The sequence below is a fragment of the Kitasatospora sp. HUAS MG31 genome (assembly GCF_040571325.1).
GTDB classification, from domain to species: Bacteria; Actinomycetota; Actinomycetes; order Streptomycetales; family Streptomycetaceae; genus Kitasatospora; species Kitasatospora camelliae.
The window spans coordinates 2,165,070-2,185,380 of sequence record NZ_CP159872.1; the positions used below are offsets into that span (position 1 = coordinate 2,165,070).

Here is a 20,311-nt window from a genome sequence, read left to right on the forward strand (position 1 = left end):
GCCCGGCCCGCTACGCGGCCGCAGGCACCCGCACGACCGCCAGCACCGGCAGGTGGTCCGTCGCCGCCCGCAGGTCGGCCTCCGCCGCGAGCCCGACGGGCACCCCGCAGCCCAGCACCTCCACCCCCGGCGTCGCGAAGACGGCGTCGATCCGCTGGTACGGGTTGGCCGGCACCGAGGTGAACGTCCCGCCCCAGGGCGCGACCACGTGCCCGTCCTGGAAGTCCTCCGCGAGCCGCCGCCATCCGGGCCCGTCGGGATGCTCGTTGAAATCGCCGGCGATCAGGCCCTGCTCCCCCGGGTCCACCTGCCCGGGCAGCAGGCCGAACTGGCTGAACCGTTCCTCCGGGTCCAGGCTCAGGTGGCAGCTGGTGACGCTGAACGGCACCGAGCGTCCGATCCGGACCAGCGCGGTGGCGAAGCCCCTCGCGTGCAGGCCGGGCCGCTTGGGCAGCAGCCGGTCCCGGACGGCGAGCAGGTCGACCCGCAGGTGCCCGAGCAGCAGCGGCCCGGCAGCGATCCGGCCGCCTCCGGAGAGGACGACCGTACCGGTCTGCCGGGCCAGCCAGGCGGCCTGCTTCTCGGGCTTCCAGTAGCGCGGGGACTCCTGGACGCAGATCAGGTCCGGTTCGCAGGCGCGGATCACCCGGACGAGCGCATGCCGGTCGTCCCGCAGCGAACGGATGTTGTAGCTGAGCACCCGGACCCGCTGGGCGCCGTCCGGCTCGGCCCCGGACGGGGGGAGCTCGGCGTACGGAGGCAGGGAGGCCGTCACGCCTCCCGATGCTAGCCGCCTCCGGACGGGTGTCCCGTCGCCCGGACCCCGACCGGAACGACCGGACCTACCGGAACTAGATGCGCGCCAGGTCGGCCGCGCCGGCGATGCCCGCGGCGGAGCCCATGGAGGCGAGCACCACCTCGGCGCGCGGCCGGTGCGCCCCACCCGTCAGGTACGTGCCGAAGGCGCGGGCCACCGGGTCGAGCAGCAGGGCGCCGGAGTCGGACACGCCGCCGCCGAGCACGAAGACGCCCGGGTCGAACAGCGCGGCCAGGTCGGCCATGCCGCGGCCCAGCCAGTCGGCGAGCTCGTCGTAGCACTCCAGGGCGAGCGGGTCGCCCTCCTCGGCCGCCTCGGTGATGTGGATGCCGCGGATGGTCTCGGCGACGCCGTCGTTGAGCTCCAGCATCCGCTTGCCCGCGATCGGGTCGGCGGCGGCCTTCTCCCGGCCGTAGCGGCGCAGCGACCGGCCGGAGCCGTACTGCTCCCAGCAGCCCCGGCCGCCGCAGCCGCAGAGCAGGCCGTCCGGGACCATGTTGAGGTGGCCGATCTCGCCGGCCACGCCGAAGCGGCCGCGGTGCAGCCGGCCGTCCAGGACGATGCCGCCGCCGATGCCGGTGCCGACGGTGATCAGCACCATGTCCTCGTACTCGGCCGCCGCGCCGAACCTGAACTCGGCCCAGGCCGCGCAGTTGGCGTCGTTCTCGACGACGGTGCCGAGGCCGGTGAGCTCCTCGATCCGCTGCTGGAGCGGCTCGTTCTCCCAGGCGATGTTCGGGGCGAAGATCACCGTGGAGCGGTTCCGGTCGACGAAGCCGGGGGCGCCCACACCCACGCCGGCCACGTCCGGGTACTGCTCCTTCAGTTCCTGGACGGCCTGCGCGATGGCGTCGACCGCCCACTGCGGGTCGGCCGGGGTGGGCACCCGCGTCCGGGCCAGGATCTCGCCGTTCTCGTCGACCACGCCGGCCGCGATCTTCGTCCCGCCGACATCGACGCCGATGGTCAGAGCCATGTGTCCCTCAGCTATTCACTCGTCTCCGCTCAGCGGAACCGTACCCGGACAGGGGGGCTCTCGTACACACTCTGGCCTACATTAGCCGAAGGCAATTTCGCATGATCCGGTCAATTGCTTTCAGAAGTCGTAGATTCGATCTCGCTCCGTCACGAACCTCAGCCTGTGCGTCACCCTTCCCAACCTGCGGGTTCACTACTTGTCGGACGGGCTGTCGAGGTCGATGCGCTCGGCCTCGGCGTGTCCGGGAGCGGACCACCGACGCTCGTGGCCGGCCACGGCCGCCCGGTACGCGGCGAGCAGCTCACCCCCGGCCGCGGCGAGGTGTCCGTACACCTCGGGGTTGCTCTCCCGGAGTCGTCCACCGACCTCCTGGGCCTTCTCCCCGAGGACGACCGCGAAGCGGCGGACCTCCTCCACCAGCGGGCCGAGCTGCGGGCCGAACTCCGCGTCCCGACCCCGGTCCTTGCTGTCCTCCGCCATCAAGCATGCCTCTCCCGGCGCACGGTCGCGCCGTGATCGTGTGGATCGCCCGGGCGTGCTCGCCCGGACGCGGTCCCGCCGCCCCGGGTGCCGCGGCCCCGCCACGGCCCCGCCGCGACCGGTGGCCGGGCGCCCTGCCGTGGCCGGGCCCGACCGGGAACGGCCGACGGCTACCGCGGGGCGCTCGGCCAGAGCGCCGGGTCCGGGGCGAAGCGCACCGACAGCACCCCGTCGGCCAGCGCCGCGCCGCTCACCGTGCACCGGCGCAGCGCCGAGGGCAGCGACAGGATCCGCCGGTACGGGCCGGTGCCGAGCACCAGCTCGTCGCCGCGCCGGACCAGGTCCAGGTCGGCCCGGTCGGCGCCGGGCAGCGGCAGGTGCCAGACCAGCAGGCCGTCCTCGTCGAGCCGGTTCTCCACCCGGGAGCCGGCCACGCCCCTCGCGCCACCGGCCACATCACCGGCCGCGCCGCCGGCCGCGGGCAGGACGCCGGTGGACGCCCCCGGCCCGTACAACTGCCCGGCCACCCCTTCCAGGGTCAGCTCGGGCTGGTCGCAGACCAGCAGCGGGACCGGGCCCAGCTCCCCGGCCAGGGCCGCGAGCCGCTCCCGCTGGCGGACGGCCAGCCGGGCCAGCCAGGGGTCGGGTGAGTCGACGGCGGTGGCGGGCAGGGCGCGGTGGGCGACCACGGCGTCCAGGCGGTGGCCGAACAGGGCGAGCCCGGCGCGGATCCGGCGCAGCTCGTCCGCGGTGTGGTGGTCGGCGTCGACGGTCAGCCGCACCGTGGTGCCGGGGGCCTCGACCGCGGCGCGGGCCCCGGCGAGTGCGCCGGCGGCGGCGGTCCGGGCGTCGAACAGCCAGTCGGCGGGCATCGGGACGCCGGCCACGGCGGCCAGCAGCGGGCGCAGCGCGCGGGCGGCCTGCCGCTGCTCGGGGAGCAGCCGGGCGAGGTAGCGGTCGAGCTGCTCGGGCAGGGCGAGGGCGGCGATCAGGTCGGCCGGAGGCGGGGCGGCGACCACCAGGACCTCGGCGTCGGCGGTGTGCAGCGCGTGCAGCAGGGCGAGCTGGCGGGTGCCGGGGAGCGGGGTGAGCTCCTCGGGGTCGAGCGGCTGGGCGCCGATCAGGTCGAGGACGGGGGCGATCCGGTCGCGGTACCCGTCGAGTGCGGCGGTGAAGGCGGACCGCTCGTCGATCCGGGCGGCGGTGAGCCGGTCGGCGCAGGGCGCCGGCTCGGCGGTCAGCCGGGTGTCGAGCAGGGCGTCGACGGTGTGGTGCGGGTCGTCGGCGGCCAGCAGCAGGGTGCGGTGGCCCTGCCGGGCGTGGTGCAGTGCGGTCGCGGCGGCGACGGTCGCCGAGCCGTCGCCGCTGACCAGGATGGTGCGCGTCGCCCCCACGGCCCGGTTCAGCCCTCGACGCGCTTCTTCAGGCCGGCCAGGGCTCGGTCGATGATGACCTTCTCGGCCTTGCGCTTGATCATGCCGAGCATCGGGATCTTGACGTCCACCGCGAGCTGGTAGGTGACCTCGGTGGCGGCCTCGCCGCGCGGGGCGAGGCTGTAGGAGCCGTCCAGGGAGCGCAGCATCTGACTCTTGACCAGGGTCCAGCTGACCTCGCGGTCGCCGTCCCAGGTGTAGGCGAGGACGTGCTCGTCCTTGATGGCGCCGGCGTCGAGCAGCAGGCGGACCTCGGCGGCGCGGCCGTCCTCGGCGGTGCCCAGCACCTCGATCTCCTTGACCTCGCCGGTCCACGCCGGGTACGCGGCGAAGTCGGCGATGACCGCCATGACCTCGGCCGGGGTGGCGTCGATGATGATGCTCGACCTGGTGTGCTCCGCCATGACGGCCCTCCGCGTCTCTTCGGCTGTGCGCCCAGGGAAGGCTATCGCGGCACAGCTGCCGTCCGGCCCCTGCCCTGGGGCCGGACGGGGGCCCGATCGGCTACCGGCGGGTCATCTCGCCACCCGTATAAGGTGCGATGCGGGACGATCCGCCGCGGTCCCGCCCGTGTGACGCTTCGAACACCGGAACCGTCTCCCCTGGCAAAACCCGCCTACCGGGCAGTAACGTCCTGCCGTCCCGCAGCGTCGCAGACGAGGAGCAGTCTTGCTCAAGGAGTTCAGCCTTCCGGCCCGCTACCAGGTTCCGAGCGGCGGTAACCTCTCCGACCTGATCCACGGCAACGCCGAGAAGCACCCCGACGTGGCCGTCCTGGCCCGCAAGGTGGACGGACACTGGCAGGACCTCACCGCCGTCCAGTTCCTGGCCGAGGTGCACGCGGTCGCCAAGGGCCTGATCGCCTCCGGCGTGGAGCCGGGCGACCGGGTCGCCGTCATGTCGCGCACCCGGTACGAGTGGACGCTGCTGGACTTCGCGATCTGGTGCGCGGGCGCGATCACCGTGCCGGTGTACGAGACCTCCTCCGCCGAGCAGGTGAGCTGGATCCTCGGCGACTCCGGCGCCGTCGCCGTGGTCACCGAGACCGCCGGGCACACCGCGGTGGTGGCCGCCGTCCGGGAGGGGCTGGCGGACCTGGAGCACGCCTGGGAGATCGAGGCGGGGGGCCTGGCCGCCCTGGCCGAGGCGGGCCGCGGGGTGGCGGACGCCACCGTGGCCGAGCGCCGCTCGCTGGCCACCGAGGACTCGATCGCCACCATCGTCTACACCTCGGGCACCACCGGCCGCCCCAAGGGCTGTCAGCTGACCCACGCCAACTTCATCTCCGAACTGGGCAACGTGGTCGCCCGGATGCCGGAGCTGTTCCGCACCGGCCAGTCCTCGGTGCTGCTCTTCCTGCCGCTGGCGCACGTGCTCGGCCGGATCGCCGAGATCGCCGCGGTCATCGCCCCGATCCGGCTCGGCCACGTCCCGGACATCAAGAACGTCACCGAGGAGCTCGGCTCCTTCAAGCCGACCCTGATCCTCGGCGTGCCCCGGGTCTTCGAGAAGGTCTTCAACACCGCCCGGGCCAAGGCCCAGGCCGAGGGCAAGGGCGCGATCTTCGACAAGGCCGCCGACACCGCCATCGCCTACAGCCGGGCGCTGGACCAGGGCGGCCCCTCGCTGCTGCTGAGACTCAAGCACGCCGTCTTCGACAAGCTGGTCTACGGCAAGCTCCGCAACGCCCTCGGCGGCCGGTGCAACGCCGCGATCTCCGGCGGCGCCCCGCTCGGCGAGCGCCTGGGCCACTTCTACCGCGGCATCGGCTTCACCGTCCTGGAGGGCTACGGCCTCACCGAGAGCTGTGCGGCCACCACCTTCAACCCGAACGACAAGCCGAAGATCGGCACGGTCGGCCAGCCGGTCCCCGGCTCCGCGGTCCGGATCGCCGAGGACGGCGAGGTCCTGCTCAAGGGCCCGAACATCTTCACCGGCTACTGGAACAACCCGGCCGCCACCGCCGAGGCGCTGCGCGACGGCTGGTTCGCCACCGGCGACATCGGCACCCTGGACGACGAGGGCTACCTCACCATCACCGGCCGGAAGAAGGAGATCCTCGTCACCGCCGGCGGCAAGAACGTCGCCCCCGCGGTGATCGAGGACCGGATCCGGGCGCACGCCGTGGTCGGCGAGGTCATGGTGGTCGGCGACCGCAAGCCGTTCATCGCCTGCCTGGTCACCGTGGACCCGGACTTCTTCCCGAAGTGGAAGGAGCTCAACGGCAAGCCCGCCGACGCCACCGTGGCCGACCTGCGGGAGGACGCGGACCTGCTGGCCGCCCTCCAGGCCGCCGTGGACGACGGCAACCAGGCCGTCTCGCACGCCGAGGCGGTGAAGAAGTTCCACCTGCTCGACGCCGTCTTCTCGGAGGAGAGCGGCCACCTCACCCCCTCGCTCAAGCTCAAGCGCAACGTCGTCCTCAAGGACTTCGCCGCCGAGGTCGAGGGCCTCTACCGGAAGTAGCGGCGCGACCAGACCGACCACACGGGGTGCTGTACGACCGGTCCCTCCCTGGAGGGCCGTTCGCACAACACCCCGTGACCCCAGTGGTCGCCGCCCTCGCACGGCGGCAGGTCGACCCTACGGGCGCGAGGGGCCAGCCCCGGGCCGTGCCGGCCGGGACCTGCCCCCCGCGCCCCTGCGCGTTGCCCGCGCGGGCGGGCCCGGCGTCAGTCCGCCGCCAGCAGCGAGGTCAGCCGCTCCGCGAGCATGTCCCAGCGCCAGGAGCGGTCCACCCAGCGGCGGCCGGCCTCCCCCATCCGGGCCCGCAGCTCCGGGTCCCGCAGCAGCCGGACGATCCGCTCCGCGGTCGCCTCGGTCGACGTCCCGGGCACCACGAAGCCCGTCTCGCCCTCCAGGACCGCATCCGGCGCGCCGCCCGAGTCGCCCGCCACCACCGGCAGCCCGGTGGCCGACGCCTCCAGGTACACGATGCCCAGGCCCTCCACGTCCAGCCCGCCCCGCCGGGTGCGGCAGGGCATGGCGAAGACGTCCCCGGCGCCGTAGTGGGCCGGCAGCTCCTCCCACGGCACCGAGCCGGTGAACACCACCGAGCCGCGGACGCCGGTGGCGTCCACCAGCTTCTCCAGGTCGGCCCGGTACGGACCGCCGCCGACGATCAGCAGCACGGCGTCCGGCACCTCGGCGAGGATCTGCGGCATGGCCGCGATCAGGGTGTCCTGGCCCTTGCGCGGCACCAGCCGGGAGACGCAGACCACCACCGGGCGGTCGGTCAGCCCCAGCCGGGCCCGGACCGCGTCGCCGCCCGAGTCGGGCCGGAAGGTCCGCTCGTCGACGCCCGGGGGCAGCTGCACCATCCGCCGCGCCGCCTGGGGCCCGACCGCCGAGGCGATCCGCGAACGGGTGTACTCGCCGAGGTAGGTGAGGGTGTCGGTGCCCGCGCCGATCCGGCGCAGCAGCTGCCGGGAGACCGGGAGCTGGGCCCAGGCGGCCTCGTGGCCGTGGGTCATCCCGAGCAGCCGGCCGGCGCCCGCCCGGCGCAGCGTCGGGGCCATCAGGCCGAGCGGCGCCGCCGCGCCGAACCACACCGAGCTGCAGCCCTCCGCCTTGAGGATCTCGGCCGCCCGCCGGGTGACCCGCGGTGTGGGGACCATCACCTTCGTCCGGTCACGGATCACCGGAAAGGGCTGTTCTGCGTCGAACTCGGCCACTTCCGTCCCGTCCCGCCAGGTCGAGGCGTAGACCACAATGCTGCCGGCGGGCTGCCGGATGGCCATATTGTGGACGAACGCCTGGATCCCGCCGGGTCGCGGCGGGAAGTCGTTGGTGACGATCAGGGTCTTGTGCATGCCACGGCTCGCTCGGTCAGGGGGTTGCTCGGTGCTCGGGTCGGTGATCCGTACCATAGGTCAACACCCCGTGATGTCGGGAACGAAGGCTGCCCGCGCAACCGTTCCCGCTCGGGGCCGGTCCTAGTGGGTGGGCCTCGGGGGGCACGCGGGACGGCACCGCGAGCGCTCCCGGGCCCCAGGGACCAGCCCGACGCGGTGTGCGAGACGAACGAAGGAGCGTAGTGGAGTTGGCCTCGGCCGGCCGGACCGGCAGTACAGAGCACCTCGCGCTGCCCCCGGCGCCCTCCGCCCCCGCGCGCGGCGCGCTCTGGGCGCTGGCGGCCGGCTGGCTCGGCACCCGGGCCCTGATCGTCCTGATGATCGTCGGCGTCCTGCGGATCTCCAACACCGACGTCAGCACCGACGTCTCGGTGATCTACCACGGCTGGTACGAGGTGCTCCGCACCGGGACGTTCCCGCTGGACGACGTGACCTGGCAGTACCCGCCCGGCGCCGCGCTGGTGATCCTGCTGCCGGGCCTGCTGCCCTGGTCGTACCTGGTCTCCTTCTTCGTCATCTGCGGCGTCTTCGACGTGCTGGCGATGGTCCTGCTGACCAAGGCCGGCGGACGGCGCGGGCGCAGCTTCACCGGCGCCTGGCTCTGGGTGGCCGGCGTCCCGCTGCTCGGGCCCACGGTCTACTGCCGGTACGACATCATCGTCACCGCGCTCACGGTGGCCGGCCTGCTGTCGCTGCTGCGCCGGCCCGCGGTCGGCGGCACCCTGCTGGGCCTCGGCGGCCTGCTGAAGATCTGGCCGCTGCTGGCGCTGATCGGCACCCCGCGCGCCCGCCGCACCCGCCGCTCCTGGACGGCCGCCGCGGCCACCGCCGCCTCCCTCGGCTTCCTGCTGACGGCCGGCATGAACGGCGCCTTCGACTTCCTGAAGTTCCAGACCGAGCGCGGCATCGAGATCGAGTCCCTGGGCGCGCTGCCGGTCCACGTCGCCCGGCTCGCCGGCTCCTGGGACGGCCAGGTGACGATGAACTACGGCTCGGTCGAGATGCTCGGCGCCTGGGTCCCGGTGATCACCAAGGTGATGGTGGGGCTCACCCTGCTGGGCTTCGGCTGGCTGCTGTTCTGGCGGCTGCGGGCCCCGCGCTGGCAGGCCGCCACCGCCTTCGACGCCGCCCTCTGCGCCCTGCTGATCTTCACCGTGACCAGCCGGGTGATCAGCCCCCAGTACCTGGTGTGGCTGATCGGCCTCGCCGCCGTCTGCCTGACCGTGCGCGGCACCAGCCAGCGGCCGGTGGCGGTGCTGATCCTGCTCGCCACCGTGCTCACCACCGTGGAGTTCCCGGTCCTCTTCGGCCAGGTGTACCGCAGCCAGCTGTGGGGCGTGCTGGTGCTGAGCGCCCGCAACCTGCTGCTGCTCGCCGCCACCCTGATCTCCTGCCGCCGGCTGTGGCTCTCCACCCGGCGGCCGGACAGCACCCGGACGGTGGTCCTCCCGCAGACCGAACCCGCCGCCGGCTACCCGGTACGCCCCGGCATCGCGTACGAGCAGGCGCTGCTGGACGGGCTCGACCAGCCGGTCGGACGGGCCACCACCCAGGCTTCCTGAAAGTTTCTGCAAGGTCTTGCATGCGCCGGTGCTCCGCTGGGAGCATCGGCGCATGGCTGAGCGCACCCCCGACCACCGCGGCACCGACCTCCTCGACTACGACGTGCTGGTCGTCGGCGGCGCCGGGGTGGACACCATCGTCCGGGTCGACCGGCTGGAGATCCCGGACGGCGACTCGATCGGCGTCGGACCGGTGATCGACTACGTCGGGCACACCGGCAACGGCGTGGCCCTCGGCTGCCACGCGCTCGGCCTGCGCACCAAGTTCCTGGACTTCCTCGGCGCCGACCCGCAGGGCGAGCTGGTGCTCGCCGCGTACCGCGAACACGGCCTGGACTTCAGCCACCTGGTCTCCGGCGCCGGCACCCCCCGCGGGGTCAACCTGGTCGACGCCGACGGCCGCCGCTTCTCCTTCTACGACGGACGGCACCCCGCCGACCTGCGGCTCCCCCGCGCCTTCTACCTGCCGTACCTGGAGCGCAGCCGGCACGTCCACCTCTCCATCACCGGCATCAACCGGGACCTCTACCCGGACGTCCACCGGCTGGGCGTCACCAGCTCCACCGACCTGCACGCCTGGGACGGGCTCGACGAGCACCACCGGCACTACGCGCTCCGGTCGGACCTGGTGTTCCTCTCGGCGGCGGGCTGCGGGGGGCGGCCCGAGGAGCTGATGCGGGGTGTCCTGGCGGACGGCCGGGCCCGGCTGGTGGTGGCCACCGCCGGGGCGGAGGGCGCGTACCTGCTCACCCGCGAGGACCCCGTCCTCCGCCACTACCCCGCGCTGGACCCGGGCCGCCCCGTGGTCGACACCAACGGCGCCGGCGACTCCTTCGTGGCGGGCTTCCTCCACTCCTGGCTCGCCGGCCACCCCCTCGACGCCTGCCTCCACACCGCCTCCCGCGCCGGCGCCCACGCCTGCACCACCCCGGGCACCCACACCACCTTCCTCACCCACGCCGACCTCTGACCTACGCAACCGGCAAGGCCTTCAGGGGCGCGTGGGGGCACGTTCCACCTCACTCCCCGAGGCGTCCCGCCTCCGTGGTCCACAGGTGGGTGAAGGCCGGCTGGTCGAGGCCGAACCACTCCTTCACCAGCCGGGCGACCAGCGCGTCCCGCGCCTCCCGCCCGTCCCCCGGATTCCCCGCCGCCGCGACCGCGCGGTAGAACCCGACCAGCCGGTCCGGCCCGAAGGTCCGCGCCAGCAGGTCGCAGAGCAGCCACGACAGCTCGTACGCCAGCGCGATCCCGCCCGCCCCCGCCGCGAAGTCCGCGTCGGTGGGCAGCCCGCCGGGCAGCCGTCCGGCGACGACCTCCCGGGTCAGCCCGGGGGCGATCTGCCGACCGGTCCGCCCGCTGCCGCGGTAGCCGGTGTAGTCGGCGACGCCCTCGGACAGCCAGAGCGGCGTCCAGCCCTTGGTGTCGGCGCGGGTGGCGACGTGGGTGGCCTCGTGCGTGATCACCACCCGCCGCCCGAGCTCGCTCAGGCCCCGGTAGGCGTCCGGGTTGACCTGGATCCGGTCGGCGGGCGTCCGCACGGGAGCCCCGCCGGCGGCGACCGTCACCGCCGCGATGCCCCGGTAGTTCTCCGCCGGGACGTCCAGCAGCCGGGCGAACTCCTCCAGCGTGGCCGGCAGCTCCAGCACCAGCCGCCCACCGGAACCGGCAGCACCGGCTCCGGCACCAACTCCGGCGCCGCCCGCGGAGCCGCCCGCAGCCGGCCCCCACACCGCCTCCACCGCCGGCACCGCCCGGTCCGCCAGCGCCGCGAGCCCGCCGAGGGTGGCCTCGTCCCCGGCCCCGAGCACCAGGCAGCGCTCGCCCCGGGCGACCCGGACCGGAGCGAGGTCCCAGAGCGCGGCCGGCCCGACCGGCTGGTCCTCGGAGAGCAGCCACCCGCCGGCCGGGTCACGGACCAGCCCGAGCCGCCGGTTCAGCCGGACCGGGTACGTGTCCACCCCGGCCAGCCGGTAGCCGAACTCGACCTCGGCGGTGGCGGTCTGCTGCCCGGGCGCGGGTTCGGCGAAGCCGGTGATCCGGTACGAGAGGTCCGCGAACGGGACCTGGGCCTGCCGTTCCAGCGCCTCCTGCTGCGCGGCCTGCGCCCAGGTGACCGTCCCGGCCAGCAGGGCGGCGGAGTCGACCCGCAGCAGGGCACGGGCCCGGTCCGCGAGGAGCCGTTCGACGGCCGCCCGGGCGGAGGCGGGCGGCGCCCCGAGCGCATCGGCCTCCCGGGCGGGGGCGGGGCGGGGCAGCGAGAGCTGGGCGAGCCCGCCGGCGGCGAGCAGCAGCGCCGAGCGGCGGGACAGCAGGGGACGACCCGCCCCGGTGGTCCGGGGCAGGTCGGCGACCAGCGGCTCGCCCCCGGCGTCCGGCCGGGGTCGGGGCGACGCGTTCAGACCCGCACCACCCCGGTGACGGGCATCGCGTTGACGCTCTCGTAGCGGACCCGGGCGCCCGGGTAGGGCGCGTGCACGACCACACCGCCGCCGGCGTACATGCCGACGTGGTGCATGTCCCTGTAGAAGATCACCAGGTCTCCAGGTCGTGCCTCGGCGAGGCTGATCCGCCGCCCCGCGGAGGCCTGGGCCTGCGAGGTGCGCGGCAGGGTGACTCCGGCCTGCCGCCAGCTCCAGTACATCAGACCGGAGCAGTCGAACGTGCGCGGCCCGGTGGAGCCGAACACGTACGGGGAGCCGATCTTGGAGACCGCGGCGGCCAGCGCGACGGCGGCGCGGTCGGAGGCGGGCGGCTGGTCGCCGAGGTCGAGCCGGTCGGTGCCGCGGGTGGCGCGCTTCTCGGCGGCCCGGGCGTCCTCGGCGGCGAGCCGGGCCCGCTCGGCCGGTCCGAGGCCGTTCAGCAGCTGCTGGGCGCTGGCCAGCCGCTGCCGGACCTGGTCCTTGTTCTCGGCGAGGGACTGCCGGACCCCGTCCAGCTCGGCCAGCTTGGCGGAGGCCTCGGCACGGCGCTGGTCGAGCCGGCGCTGCCGGTCGAGCAGCTGGCGCAGCGAGTCGTTCTGCCGCTGGGTGGCCTGGTCGAGGGCGCGGACCCGGGCGAGGTAGCCGTCCGGGTCGGAGTTCAGCATCAGCTGGACGCCGGGGTCCATGCCGCCGGAGCGGTACTGGGCGCCGGCGACGGCGGCCAGGTCCTGGCGCATCCGGTTGAGCTCGTCCTGGCCGGTGGCCACCTGGCTCTGCAGGGCGGAGGCCTCGCTCTGGAGCTGCTTCTGGTGCTCCTGGGCGGCGTTGTAGCGCTCGGAGGCCTGCTCGGCCTCCTCGTAGAGCTGGTCGACCCGGACCTTGACGTCGTTGCGCGAGGTGGGCTCGGCCGGGGTGCGGGGGGCGGCCTGGGCGGGGCCGCCGACGGTCAGGCCGAGCGCGGTGGTGGCCGCGGCCGTGAGCACCAGTGCGCGGGTGAGCCGCTGGGCGCCTGGCAGTTGGGGACGGCGGTGCGCGGACATGCGGGCGGCGGCTCCGTTCCTGCGGCGAGGGCCCGCCGCCGCCGCCCGGACTGGGCGGCCGTCCACGCGGCGGTCCGGGGGCAGACGTTAGCGATTCCCGCCGATCCAGTCCAAACCCTGCCAGGCGCGAATATTTGACCACCAATCGGACATCCGATCGGCCGCCCGGCTACGGCCGGTGTCCGCCGCCGCCGCTTCGCGTACCCGCACGACGCCTCCGCCGGTGGACGGAGGACCCGCGCCCCGGCGCGCCGGACACGCCGCGGGCCCGGCACTCGCGGGGAGTGCCGGGCCCGTCGGAAGGCCGTCGGCCGGGTCAGACCCGGACGATCGCGTTGATCGGCATGTTGGTGGCCGCCTCGTAGCGGACCTGGGTGCCGGTGCGCGGGGCGTGGATGATCTGCCCGTTGCCGACGTACATGCCGACGTGGTGCCGGTCGGCGTAGAAGATGATCAGGTCGCCGGGCTTGGCGTCGGCCAGGTTGGTGCCGATGTTGGTACCGGCGGTGGCCTGCGACTGGGAGGTGCGCGGCAGCGAGACACCCGCCTGGTTGTACGCCCACTGCATCAGGCCCGAGCAGTCGAAGACGGTCGGACCGGTGGCGCCGTACTGGTACCAGCTGCCGAGCTTGGACTCGGCGGCGGCGATCGCGGCGGCGGTGTACGAGCCGACCGGCGCGTTGGCGGCCATGCTCGGGCGCCCGGAGTCGCGGGAGGCGCGGTCCGCGGTGGCGGACTTGGCCTTCGCCTGGGAGTCGGCGGCGGCCTTGGCCTCGGCGGCCGCCATCGCGTCGCGCTCCTGCTGGGTGAGCGTGTTGAGCAGGTCCTGGGCCTTGGCGAGCTTGGCCTGGATCTCGTCCTTGTCGGCCTTCAGGCCCTTGGTGGTCGCGTCCAGCTCGGCGAGCTTGTGCTCGGCCTCGCCCTTCTGCTGGTCGAGCTTGGCCTGCTCCTGCTTGAAGGACTTCAGCAGGTCGGCCTGGGTGGCGCCGACCTGGGTGAGGTCGCCGGCCTGGCTCAGGAACGAGTCGGGGTTGCTGGAGAGCATCAGCTGCACGGTCTGCGGCATCATGCCGGTGCGGTACTGCTCGGCGGCGATCTCGCCCAGGCTGCCCTGAACGGTGGTCACCTCGGCCTGCTGCCGGGCCACCTGGTCCTGCAGCTGGGAGACCTGCTTCTGCAGGGTCTGCTGCTTCTCGACCGAGGCGTTGTAGGCCTCGGTCTTGACCTCCGCCTGCTCGTTGAGCTCGTCGACCTGCGCCTTGACCTGGTCCTTGCTCTGCACCGGGTCGGCGTGCGCGCCGGTCTGGGCGGACAGGGCCACCGCGGTCGCGGCGGCGGCGGTCAGGAACGAGATGCGGGCACGGCCGACGGGCTTGGGACGACGATGGGACGCCACGAAGGCGGACTCCTTCTCCTCACACCGCCTACCGGGTTAGCTGACGGGTTCGGGCCGAAGAGCGCGCCCTACGACGCCTCACCGCCCCACGAGTGGAGCCGGCCTGGCGCCGATTCACCCCGAGGAACACGGTGGTTCCCCGGCTCCGGACGACAGCTCCCCCACAGGGGCTCCCCGTGGACAGCTCGGCTGCCCTGCTGCGTCGCGGACTCGGCGGCGACCCCCGCCGACGCCCGGGTTGGACGCACGACTGTGCGGAGGTCAGGCCATGACCCTAGTAACCGATCCGTGATCCGTTCAAATCCTTGTCAGAAAAAAATCGGAATTCACCCGCCTGGCCATTCCGAAAATGACCGTATGTGAGCGGCGAGCTGCGCAGCGCTGACCGAGCCTCGGGGTCCCGGCACAAAAACATCGCCCGAGCGTGTCCGAGATCACAGCGGGATCTCGGACCGCCCGGGCGTGTCACGACGTGTCAGATGCGCGACAAGGATGGCAAATGTCCGTTTTGCCTACGCGGGGTCAGACCCGGCGGATGGTGCTGATCGGCATGTCGGCCGCGCCCATGACCTTGACGACGTCGCCCGGCTTGGTGGCGTGGACGACCAGACCGTTGCCGATGTACATGCCGACGTGGTGCATGTCGTTGTAGTAGATGACCAGGTCGCCGGGCTGGGCCGCGGAGATCGAGGGCACCCGGGTGCCGTAGCTGCCCTGGGCCTGCGAGGTGCGCGGCAGCGAGACGCCGGCCTGCTTGTAGGCCCAGACCATCAGACCGGAGCAGTCGAAGGTGGTGGAGCCGGTGGCGCCCCAGACGTAGGCGGCGCCGCGCTTGCTCATCGCGGCGCTGACCGCGGTACCGGCGTAGCTGCCCGCCTGCGGCAGGTTGGCGAGGTCGTACCGGGTGTCGTTGCGCGAGGCGCGGTCGGTGCCGAGCACCGCGGCGCGGTCGGCGGCGGACAGCGTGCTGAGCAGGCGCTGGGCCTCCTTCAGCTTGTCCTGGACCTCGTTCTTGGCCTGGTTCAGCGTCTGGGTGGAGTTGTCCAGCTCGGCGAGGACGGTGGCCGCCTCCTGCTTCTGCTGGTCCAGCCGGCGCTGCTGGTCCTTGAGCGCCTTGAGGGTGTCCGCCTGGGTGCTGGCGGCCTGCTCGAAGCTGGACGCCTGGCTCAGGTACTGGTCCGGGTCGGAGGAGAGCATCAGCTGCATCGACGGGTCGACGCCGCCCGAGCGGTACTGCTCGCCGGCCACCGCGGAGAGGCCGCTGGCGAGCTGGGTGAGCTGCTCCTGACCGCGGGCCACCTGGTCCTGGATCTGGTCCGCCTGCTTGCGCAGCTGGTCGGCCCGCTCCTTGGCGCCGTTGTACTTCTCGGCGGCCTGCTCCTGCTGCTCCATCAGGGCGTCGACCTGGGCCTTGACCTCGTCCTTGGTCGGCTTCGCCGGCGCGGCGTGCGCGCTGACCTGGGCCGACAGGGCGACCGCGGTCGCGGCGGCAGCGGTGAGCACGGTGACCCGTGCGCGGCTCGGCTGCTTGGGACGGCGGTGGGAGGCCAAGGGAACAGCTCCTTCTTCCTGCTGGAAACTCACCCGAACGAGTGGGTGTCCGGAAAATAGGTTTGACGCCAGACCCTAGTGAAGATCCAGCCCCCGCGCCACTCCTTCACCAGGGGGAACCCCTGGCCGGGCCACGTTTCACGCGATCGTCACATCCCGGCCATCCGCGGGGCCTGACCACCCGTCGACCCTGACCGCCCGAGCGGCCGCCGCAAACAGTCCGAACCGCCTCAAACCGGACGAGTCGCTACGCCCGCGCCAGCCGGTTCAGCAGCAGCACCGAGGCCACCGGACGGGCCCCCGCCTTGCGGACCCCCTCGGCCACCTCCCGGTCGGTGGAGACCACCACCACCGGACGGCCCTGCGGCTCCGCCCGCACCAGCCGCCGGATCAGCTCGTCCGCGGTCTCCCCGGTCCGGCTGAACCGCACCCGCACCCCCCGCGGCGGCGCCATGATCACCGGCACGTCCAGGTCCTGCCCGTCGAACACGCAGGTCACCTCGGCCTGGGTGCGCTGCGCCAGCATGGCCAGCCCGCCCAGCAGGCGCAGCCGCTGCTGCTCCAGCGGCAGCGAGGGGTAGCCGGTCTTGGTCACGTTGTAGCCGTCCACCACCAGGTGCACCTGGGGGATCGCCAGCAGCTGGTCCAGCAGCGCCGGGTCGTCCTCGGCGAGGCCCCGGCGGGCCACGTCGTTCGGCGAGGCCGACCCCGGCTCCACCGCCTCGACCAGGTCCGCCGGACGGATCTGCGCGACCGGCAGCGCCAACTCCCGCTGCAGGCCCTGGGCCGACTGCAGCACGGTGTCCAGCAGCAGCCGCAGCCGCATGTCCTCCACGCTGCGGCCCTCGCGGGCCGAGCGCCGGCCGGCCTCCACGGCCGCCTCCAGTTCGGAGACCCGGTGCCGCAGCCGCCGGGCCTCCACCTCCCCGGCGCCGCGCTCGGCCGAGGCGGCGGCCTTCACCGCGTCCAGCTCGGCCTGCACCTTCCGGGTCTCCGCCTGGGCCCGCCGGACGTCCGCCTCCAGGCTGCGCACCCGCCGGCGCAACGACTCGGCCTCCTTGCGGATGCCCTCCGCCTCGGCCCGCTGCCGCTCCAGGTCGGCGCGGGCGGTCGCCCGGACCTCGGCCAGCTCGTCCTGCAGCCGCTGCGCGAGCTTGGCCGCCTCGGCGGCGGCCCCCTCGGACTCGGCCCGCTCGACCTCCTCGCCGGCCTCGGTGACCAGCCGGGTCCAGCCCGCCGGGCGGACCAGGTAGGCGGCCGCGGCCACGTCCATCGGGTCGGCCGCGCCCGGCACCGACCCCGCCTCCAGCGCCTTGACCAGGTCGGGCTGGCCCAGCCGCAGCCGGTCGGCTATCCGCACCCGGAAGACCGGCTCGGACTCCAGCGCCGCGGCCAGCGCGGTGCCCGCGTACTTGGCCCGCCGCACCGGGGTGAACTTGGCGTACTGGCGCAGGCCCGCGGGCAGCTCGGCGGCCGGGATGCCGCCCAGGGCGTCGGCGGCGAGGCCCACCACGCGGCGGCGGACGCCCTCCGGCAGGGGGTGGTCCAGCTGCTCCGCGGTCCCGTCCGGGGCGCCCTCCCCGTCCGCTGGCACGGTCGCCTCCGGGACGGGCCGCTGCTCCGCCGGCTCCGCCGGCCCGCTCGCTGCCTCCACCACGCCCCTGGCTCCGATCCTGGTCTCCGCGGGGTCGGCGCGGCCCGGTGCCGCGCGACGTGAACCCACCGCTCTCTGCAATTGTCCCGTGTACCGTGCCCCACCGACAGCACGCCACACATCCGGCCCCCGCCCACCGGCCCCGCCGGGGCCCGGCAACAGGTCCGCCCCGCGCCCGGTCCTGGTGGACGGGCGCGGGGCGGAAGGCGGCGGATCAGGCCTTCTGGCCGTCCTCCGTCACGTCCTCCTCCGCGCCCGGGCGGGGCACCAGCTCGACCTGGTCGACCGCGTTGCACCAGCGGCAGCGCACCCGCTCGATGGTCTCGCTCAGCACCTCGGTCTCCTCGACCTTCGACTCCCCGCTGAGGTCGAAGTGCAGGTACTCGACCACCCGCGCGGAGCGCGTCACGTCGAAGCGGGTCAGGTTGCCGCACAGCGTGCAGCGCCAACGGGTGTCCGCGGTGGGCGCGGCGATGCTCATCGGAGGTCCTCTCGGATGGTCCCGGGTCCGGGCCTCCCAGCCTATGGCCTGGGCCCCCGCCGCCAGGCACCGGTCTCGACGGGCGGACGCCTCACCCGCCCGGAGCAGTGCCCGGTGTCGCCGGCCGGCCGGCGAGGAATGCTCCCCCTCATGGCCACTCCCGCCCTCGGCCGACCCGGCGCGGTCACCGCCGACCGCCCGGCCGGCCCGCCGCTGGTCACCTTCGCCCTGATCGCGGCGGCCGCCGTGGTCCTGCTGCTCGGACCCACCTTCGGCCTCAACCCCTCCTACGGCACCGGCACGGACCGGCTCTGCGCGGAGCAGCGGTACGAGCAGCGCTGGGGGGCGGTGCCGGCCGAGCTGCTGAGCGGGCGTCCGCTGACGGCCGACCAGCTCGCCGACGTGGCCCCGGTCACCCCGGACTGCCGGCTGCCGCCGGTCCCCGGCAAGCTGCCCGCGCTGTCGGTGCTCACCTCGCTGTTCGTCCACGCCGGCTGGCTGCACCTGCTGGGCAACCTGCTGTTCCTGTTCGTCTTCGGCCCGGGGGTGGAGGAGCGGCTGGGCCGGGTCCGCTTCCTGTTCGGCTACCTGGCGGTGGGCTACCTCGCCACCTACGCCTACGCGCTGGCCGAGGCGGGCTCGCCGGACGGCGTCCGGGCGCTGGTGGGCGCCTCGGGGGCGATCGCCGGGGTGCTCGGCGCGTACCTGCGGCTGTACCCGCGGGCCCGGGTCACCGCGCTGGTGCCGGTCCTGCTGTTCCTGCCGCTGCGGTTCCCCGCCTGGCTGGTGCTCGGGCTGTGGTTCGCCCTGCAGTGGTGGTCGGTGCAGACGGCCGGGCCCGGGGTGGCGTACCTGGTGCACGTGGTGGGCTTCGCCTGCGGGTACCTGGGGGCCTGGGCCGGGTGTCCGCGCAGGCGAGACGCGGCAGCCGGGGGCGGACTACCCTGTGGCCCATCCCCTCACACAGGAGCCGAAGAGTGATCACCGCGATCGTCCTCATCAAGACCAGCGTCGACCGGATCCCCGAGATCGCCGAGGCGATCGCCGCCATCGAGGGTGTCAGCGAGGTCTACTCGGTGACCGGCTCCTACGACCTGGTGGCGATGGTCCGGGTGCGCCGGCACGAGGACCTGGCCGAGGTGATCCCCGGTCAGCTCAACAAGGTGCCGGGCGTCGCCCACACCGAGACCCAGATCGCCTTCCGCACCTACTCGCAGCACGACCTGGAGGCCGCGTTCGCGCTCGGCCTGGACGAGTAGCGGCGGCTCACGCCGCCTGGCCGGTGTCGGCCACGCAGCGGCCGCCCTCGTTGCGGTACGTCCAGCGGGCGCCGTCGGTGACCAGCTCGCGGACGGCCGCCAGGAAGCGGTCCACGTGCTCCTCGGGGGTGCCGGCGCCGAAGCTGACCCGGATCGCGTTGAGGCTGCGCTCCCCCGGCAGCGACGCCTCCGGCGCACCGCATTCCGAGGGCGCCGCCTCCTCCCCGCCGAGCAGCGTGCGCACCAGCGGGTGGGCGCAGAACAGGCCGTCGCGGACGCCGATCCCGTACTCCGCGGAGAGCGCGGCCGAGAAGTGCGAGCTGTTCCAGCCGCGCACCACGAACGAGAGCACCCCGACCCGCGGCGCGTCGGTGCCGAACAGGCTCAGCACCCGCACCTCGGGGATCTCCGCCAGCCCCGCCCGCAGCCGGTCGACCAGGAACTCCTCCCGGGCCTGCAGCGCGTCCAGGCCCGCCTCGCCGAGCGCCCGGCAGGCGGAGGCGATCGCGTAGGCTCCGATCACGTTCGGCGAGCCGGCCTCGTGCCGGGCCGGACCCCGGTGCCACTCCACCGCCACCGACCCGTCCGCCTCCCGCGCCACCGTCCGGCTGGCCCCGCCGCCGGCCAGGTACGGCTCCGCCGCGTCCAGCCAGTCGGCCCGCCCAGCCAGCACCCCGGCGCCGAACGGCGCGTACAGCTTGTGGCCGGAGAAGGCGACCCAGTCCACCCCGAGCTCGCGCACCGACACCCGGTGGTGCGGGGCCAGCTGCGCGGCGTCCAGCACCACCCGGGCGCCGTACCGGTGCGCGGTGGCGGTCAGTTCGGCGACCGGCCACAGCTCGCCGGTCACGTTGGAGGCGCCGGTGACGCAGAGCAGCTTGGGGCCCTCCCCCGCCCCGGCGAGCGCCTCGTCCAGCGCGGCCACCGCCTCGGCGTGCGAGCGCGGCGCCCGCAGGTACGTCACACCGAGTCCCTCCCGGCGCCACGGCAGCAGCGAGGCGTGGTGCTCCGTCTCGAACGCGAACACCCGGGTGCCCGCCGGGAGTACGCCCGCCAGCAGGTTCAGCGAGTCGGTGGTGGCACGGGTGAAGACCACCTGGTCGCCGTCGCGCAGGTCGAGGAACTCGGCGACGGTACGGCGGCTCTGCTCGAACAGGTCGGTGGAGAGCTGCGAGAGGTAGCCGGCGCCGCGGTGCACGCTGCCGTAGTAGGGGGCGTACGCGGCGACGTCGTCCCAGACCCGCTGGAGCGCGGGGGCGCTGGCGGCGTAGTCGAGCGCGGCGTAGGCGACCTTCTCCCCCGTGGCGAGGGGGACCCGGACGTCGTGGCCGAGGACGGCGAGGGGGGCGCAGATTTCGGTGGAAACGGACATGGATGCACTC

18 protein-coding genes and 1 riboswitch are annotated in these 20,311 nt (G+C 74.2%); of the genes, 5 read left to right on the plus strand and 13 right to left on the minus strand.

Annotated features, from left to right (window positions below):
- Positions 1-10 precede the first annotated feature (10 nt).
- From ABWK59_RS10010 to ABWK59_RS10030, 5 genes are all read right to left on the minus strand, one after another.
- Positions 11-775 (minus strand): endonuclease/exonuclease/phosphatase family protein, encoded by a 765-nt coding sequence (locus ABWK59_RS10010; RefSeq protein WP_354639726.1) that lies wholly within the window; start codon positions 773-775, stop codon positions 11-13.
- 76 nt (positions 776-851) lie between these two features.
- The gene (locus ABWK59_RS10015) at positions 852-1,793 is read right to left on the minus strand and encodes an ROK family glucokinase (RefSeq protein WP_354639728.1); all 942 of its coding nucleotides are present in this window, start codon (positions 1,791-1,793) and stop codon (positions 852-854) included.
- 195 nt (positions 1,794-1,988) lie between these two features.
- On the minus strand, positions 1,989-2,276 hold the full coding sequence (locus ABWK59_RS10020; RefSeq protein ID WP_354639730.1) for a DUF5304 family protein: 288 nt from the start codon (positions 2,274-2,276) through the stop codon (positions 1,989-1,991).
- A 170-nt stretch (positions 2,277-2,446) separates the two neighbouring features.
- Positions 2,447-3,670, minus strand: coding sequence for an ArsA family ATPase (locus ABWK59_RS10025; protein WP_354639732.1), 1,224 nt, complete (start codon positions 3,668-3,670; stop codon positions 2,447-2,449).
- Between the two features lie 8 nt (positions 3,671-3,678).
- On the minus strand, positions 3,679-4,113 hold the full coding sequence (locus tag ABWK59_RS10030) for an SRPBCC family protein (protein WP_354639734.1): 435 nt from the start codon (positions 4,111-4,113) through the stop codon (positions 3,679-3,681).
- A gap of 265 nt (positions 4,114-4,378) precedes the next feature.
- Here ABWK59_RS10030 and ABWK59_RS10035 point away from each other — a divergent pair, with 265 nt between their 5' ends.
- Positions 4,379-6,175 (plus strand): AMP-dependent synthetase/ligase, encoded by a 1,797-nt coding sequence (locus ABWK59_RS10035; protein ID WP_354639735.1) that lies wholly within the window; start codon positions 4,379-4,381, stop codon positions 6,173-6,175.
- A 206-nt stretch (positions 6,176-6,381) separates the two neighbouring features.
- On the opposite strand, the gene ABWK59_RS10040 is transcribed toward ABWK59_RS10035, so the two are convergent.
- Entirely contained in the window at positions 6,382-7,521 is a 1,140-nt protein-coding gene (locus ABWK59_RS10040) for a glycosyltransferase family 4 protein (RefSeq protein WP_354639737.1), read from the minus strand.
- A gap of 224 nt (positions 7,522-7,745) precedes the next feature.
- Here ABWK59_RS10040 and ABWK59_RS10045 point away from each other — a divergent pair, with 224 nt between their 5' ends.
- On the plus strand, positions 7,746-9,125 hold the full coding sequence (locus tag ABWK59_RS10045; RefSeq protein ID WP_354639738.1) for a glycosyltransferase 87 family protein: 1,380 nt from the start codon (positions 7,746-7,748) through the stop codon (positions 9,123-9,125).
- A gap of 52 nt (positions 9,126-9,177) precedes the next feature.
- On the plus strand, positions 9,178-10,095 hold the full coding sequence (locus ABWK59_RS10050) for a carbohydrate kinase family protein (protein WP_354639740.1): 918 nt from the start codon (positions 9,178-9,180) through the stop codon (positions 10,093-10,095).
- A gap of 49 nt (positions 10,096-10,144) precedes the next feature.
- On the opposite strand, the gene ABWK59_RS10055 is transcribed toward ABWK59_RS10050, so the two are convergent.
- The 6 genes from ABWK59_RS10055 to ABWK59_RS10080 form a co-directional block, all read right to left on the minus strand.
- A complete protein-coding gene (locus ABWK59_RS10055; protein ID WP_354639742.1) occupies positions 10,145-11,086 on the minus strand; it encodes a hypothetical protein in 942 nt (313 codons plus the stop codon).
- Positions 11,087-11,523: 437 nt separating this feature from the next.
- Positions 11,524-12,588, minus strand: coding sequence for a C40 family peptidase (locus ABWK59_RS10060; RefSeq protein WP_354639743.1), 1,065 nt, complete (start codon positions 12,586-12,588; stop codon positions 11,524-11,526).
- A gap of 316 nt (positions 12,589-12,904) precedes the next feature.
- Positions 12,905-13,984: a C40 family peptidase gene (locus tag ABWK59_RS10065; RefSeq protein WP_354639745.1), complete on the minus strand. Its 1,080-nt coding sequence runs from the start codon at positions 13,982-13,984 to the stop codon at positions 12,905-12,907.
- A gap of 10 nt (positions 13,985-13,994) precedes the next feature.
- Positions 13,995-14,152: riboswitch (cyclic di-AMP (ydaO/yuaA leader) on the minus strand.
- Positions 14,153-14,506: 354 nt separating this feature from the next.
- On the minus strand, positions 14,507-15,535 hold the full coding sequence (locus tag ABWK59_RS10070) for a C40 family peptidase (protein WP_354639747.1): 1,029 nt from the start codon (positions 15,533-15,535) through the stop codon (positions 14,507-14,509).
- Positions 15,536-15,782: 247 nt separating this feature from the next.
- On the minus strand, positions 15,783-17,129 hold the full coding sequence (locus ABWK59_RS10075; protein WP_354639749.1) for an NYN domain-containing protein: 1,347 nt from the start codon (positions 17,127-17,129) through the stop codon (positions 15,783-15,785).
- Positions 17,130-17,403: 274 nt separating this feature from the next.
- Positions 17,404-17,670 carry a hypothetical protein gene (locus ABWK59_RS10080; RefSeq protein ID WP_354639751.1) on the minus strand — a complete coding sequence of 89 codons (267 nt, stop codon included), beginning with the start codon at positions 17,668-17,670 and terminating at the stop codon, positions 17,404-17,406.
- 150 nt (positions 17,671-17,820) lie between these two features.
- Here ABWK59_RS10080 and ABWK59_RS10085 point away from each other — a divergent pair, with 150 nt between their 5' ends.
- Positions 17,821-18,651: a rhomboid family intramembrane serine protease gene (locus ABWK59_RS10085; protein ID WP_354639753.1), complete on the plus strand. Its 831-nt coding sequence runs from the start codon at positions 17,821-17,823 to the stop codon at positions 18,649-18,651.
- A complete protein-coding gene (locus ABWK59_RS10090; protein ID WP_253799055.1) occupies positions 18,648-18,929 on the plus strand; it encodes an Lrp/AsnC ligand binding domain-containing protein in 282 nt (93 codons plus the stop codon). Before ABWK59_RS10085 ends, ABWK59_RS10090 begins: the two co-directional genes overlap by 4 nt.
- A 7-nt stretch (positions 18,930-18,936) precedes the next feature.
- On the opposite strand, the gene ABWK59_RS10095 is transcribed toward ABWK59_RS10090, so the two are convergent.
- Positions 18,937-20,301 (minus strand): aminotransferase class V-fold PLP-dependent enzyme, encoded by a 1,365-nt coding sequence (locus ABWK59_RS10095; RefSeq protein WP_354639755.1) that lies wholly within the window; start codon positions 20,299-20,301, stop codon positions 18,937-18,939.
- Positions 20,302-20,311 lie beyond the last annotated feature (10 nt).

What these genes read in the sequence shown, in the direction of transcription:
- ABWK59_RS10015 (WP_354639728.1), bottom strand. Translation starts at nt 1,793, where the DNA reads ATGGCTCTGACCATCGGCGTCGATGTCGGCGGGACGAAGATCGCGGCC.
- ABWK59_RS10085 (WP_354639753.1), top strand. Translation starts at nt 17,821, where the DNA reads ATGGCCACTCCCGCCCTCGGCCGACCCGGCGCGGTCACCGCCGACCGC.
- ABWK59_RS10050 (WP_354639740.1), top strand. Translation starts at nt 9,178, where the DNA reads ATGGCTGAGCGCACCCCCGACCACCGCGGCACCGACCTCCTCGACTAC.
- ABWK59_RS10060 (WP_354639743.1), bottom strand. Translation starts at nt 12,588, where the DNA reads ATGTCCGCGCACCGCCGTCCCCAACTGCCAGGCGCCCAGCGGCTCACC.
- ABWK59_RS10040 (WP_354639737.1), bottom strand. Translation starts at nt 7,521, where the DNA reads ATGCACAAGACCCTGATCGTCACCAACGACTTCCCGCCGCGACCCGGC.
- ABWK59_RS10030 (WP_354639734.1), bottom strand. Translation starts at nt 4,113, where the DNA reads ATGGCGGAGCACACCAGGTCGAGCATCATCATCGACGCCACCCCGGCC.
- ABWK59_RS10095 (WP_354639755.1), bottom strand. Translation starts at nt 20,301, where the DNA reads ATGTCCGTTTCCACCGAAATCTGCGCCCCCCTCGCCGTCCTCGGCCAC.
- ABWK59_RS10080 (WP_354639751.1), bottom strand. Translation starts at nt 17,670, where the DNA reads ATGAGCATCGCCGCGCCCACCGCGGACACCCGTTGGCGCTGCACGCTG.
- ABWK59_RS10020 (WP_354639730.1), bottom strand. Translation starts at nt 2,276, where the DNA reads ATGGCGGAGGACAGCAAGGACCGGGGTCGGGACGCGGAGTTCGGCCCG.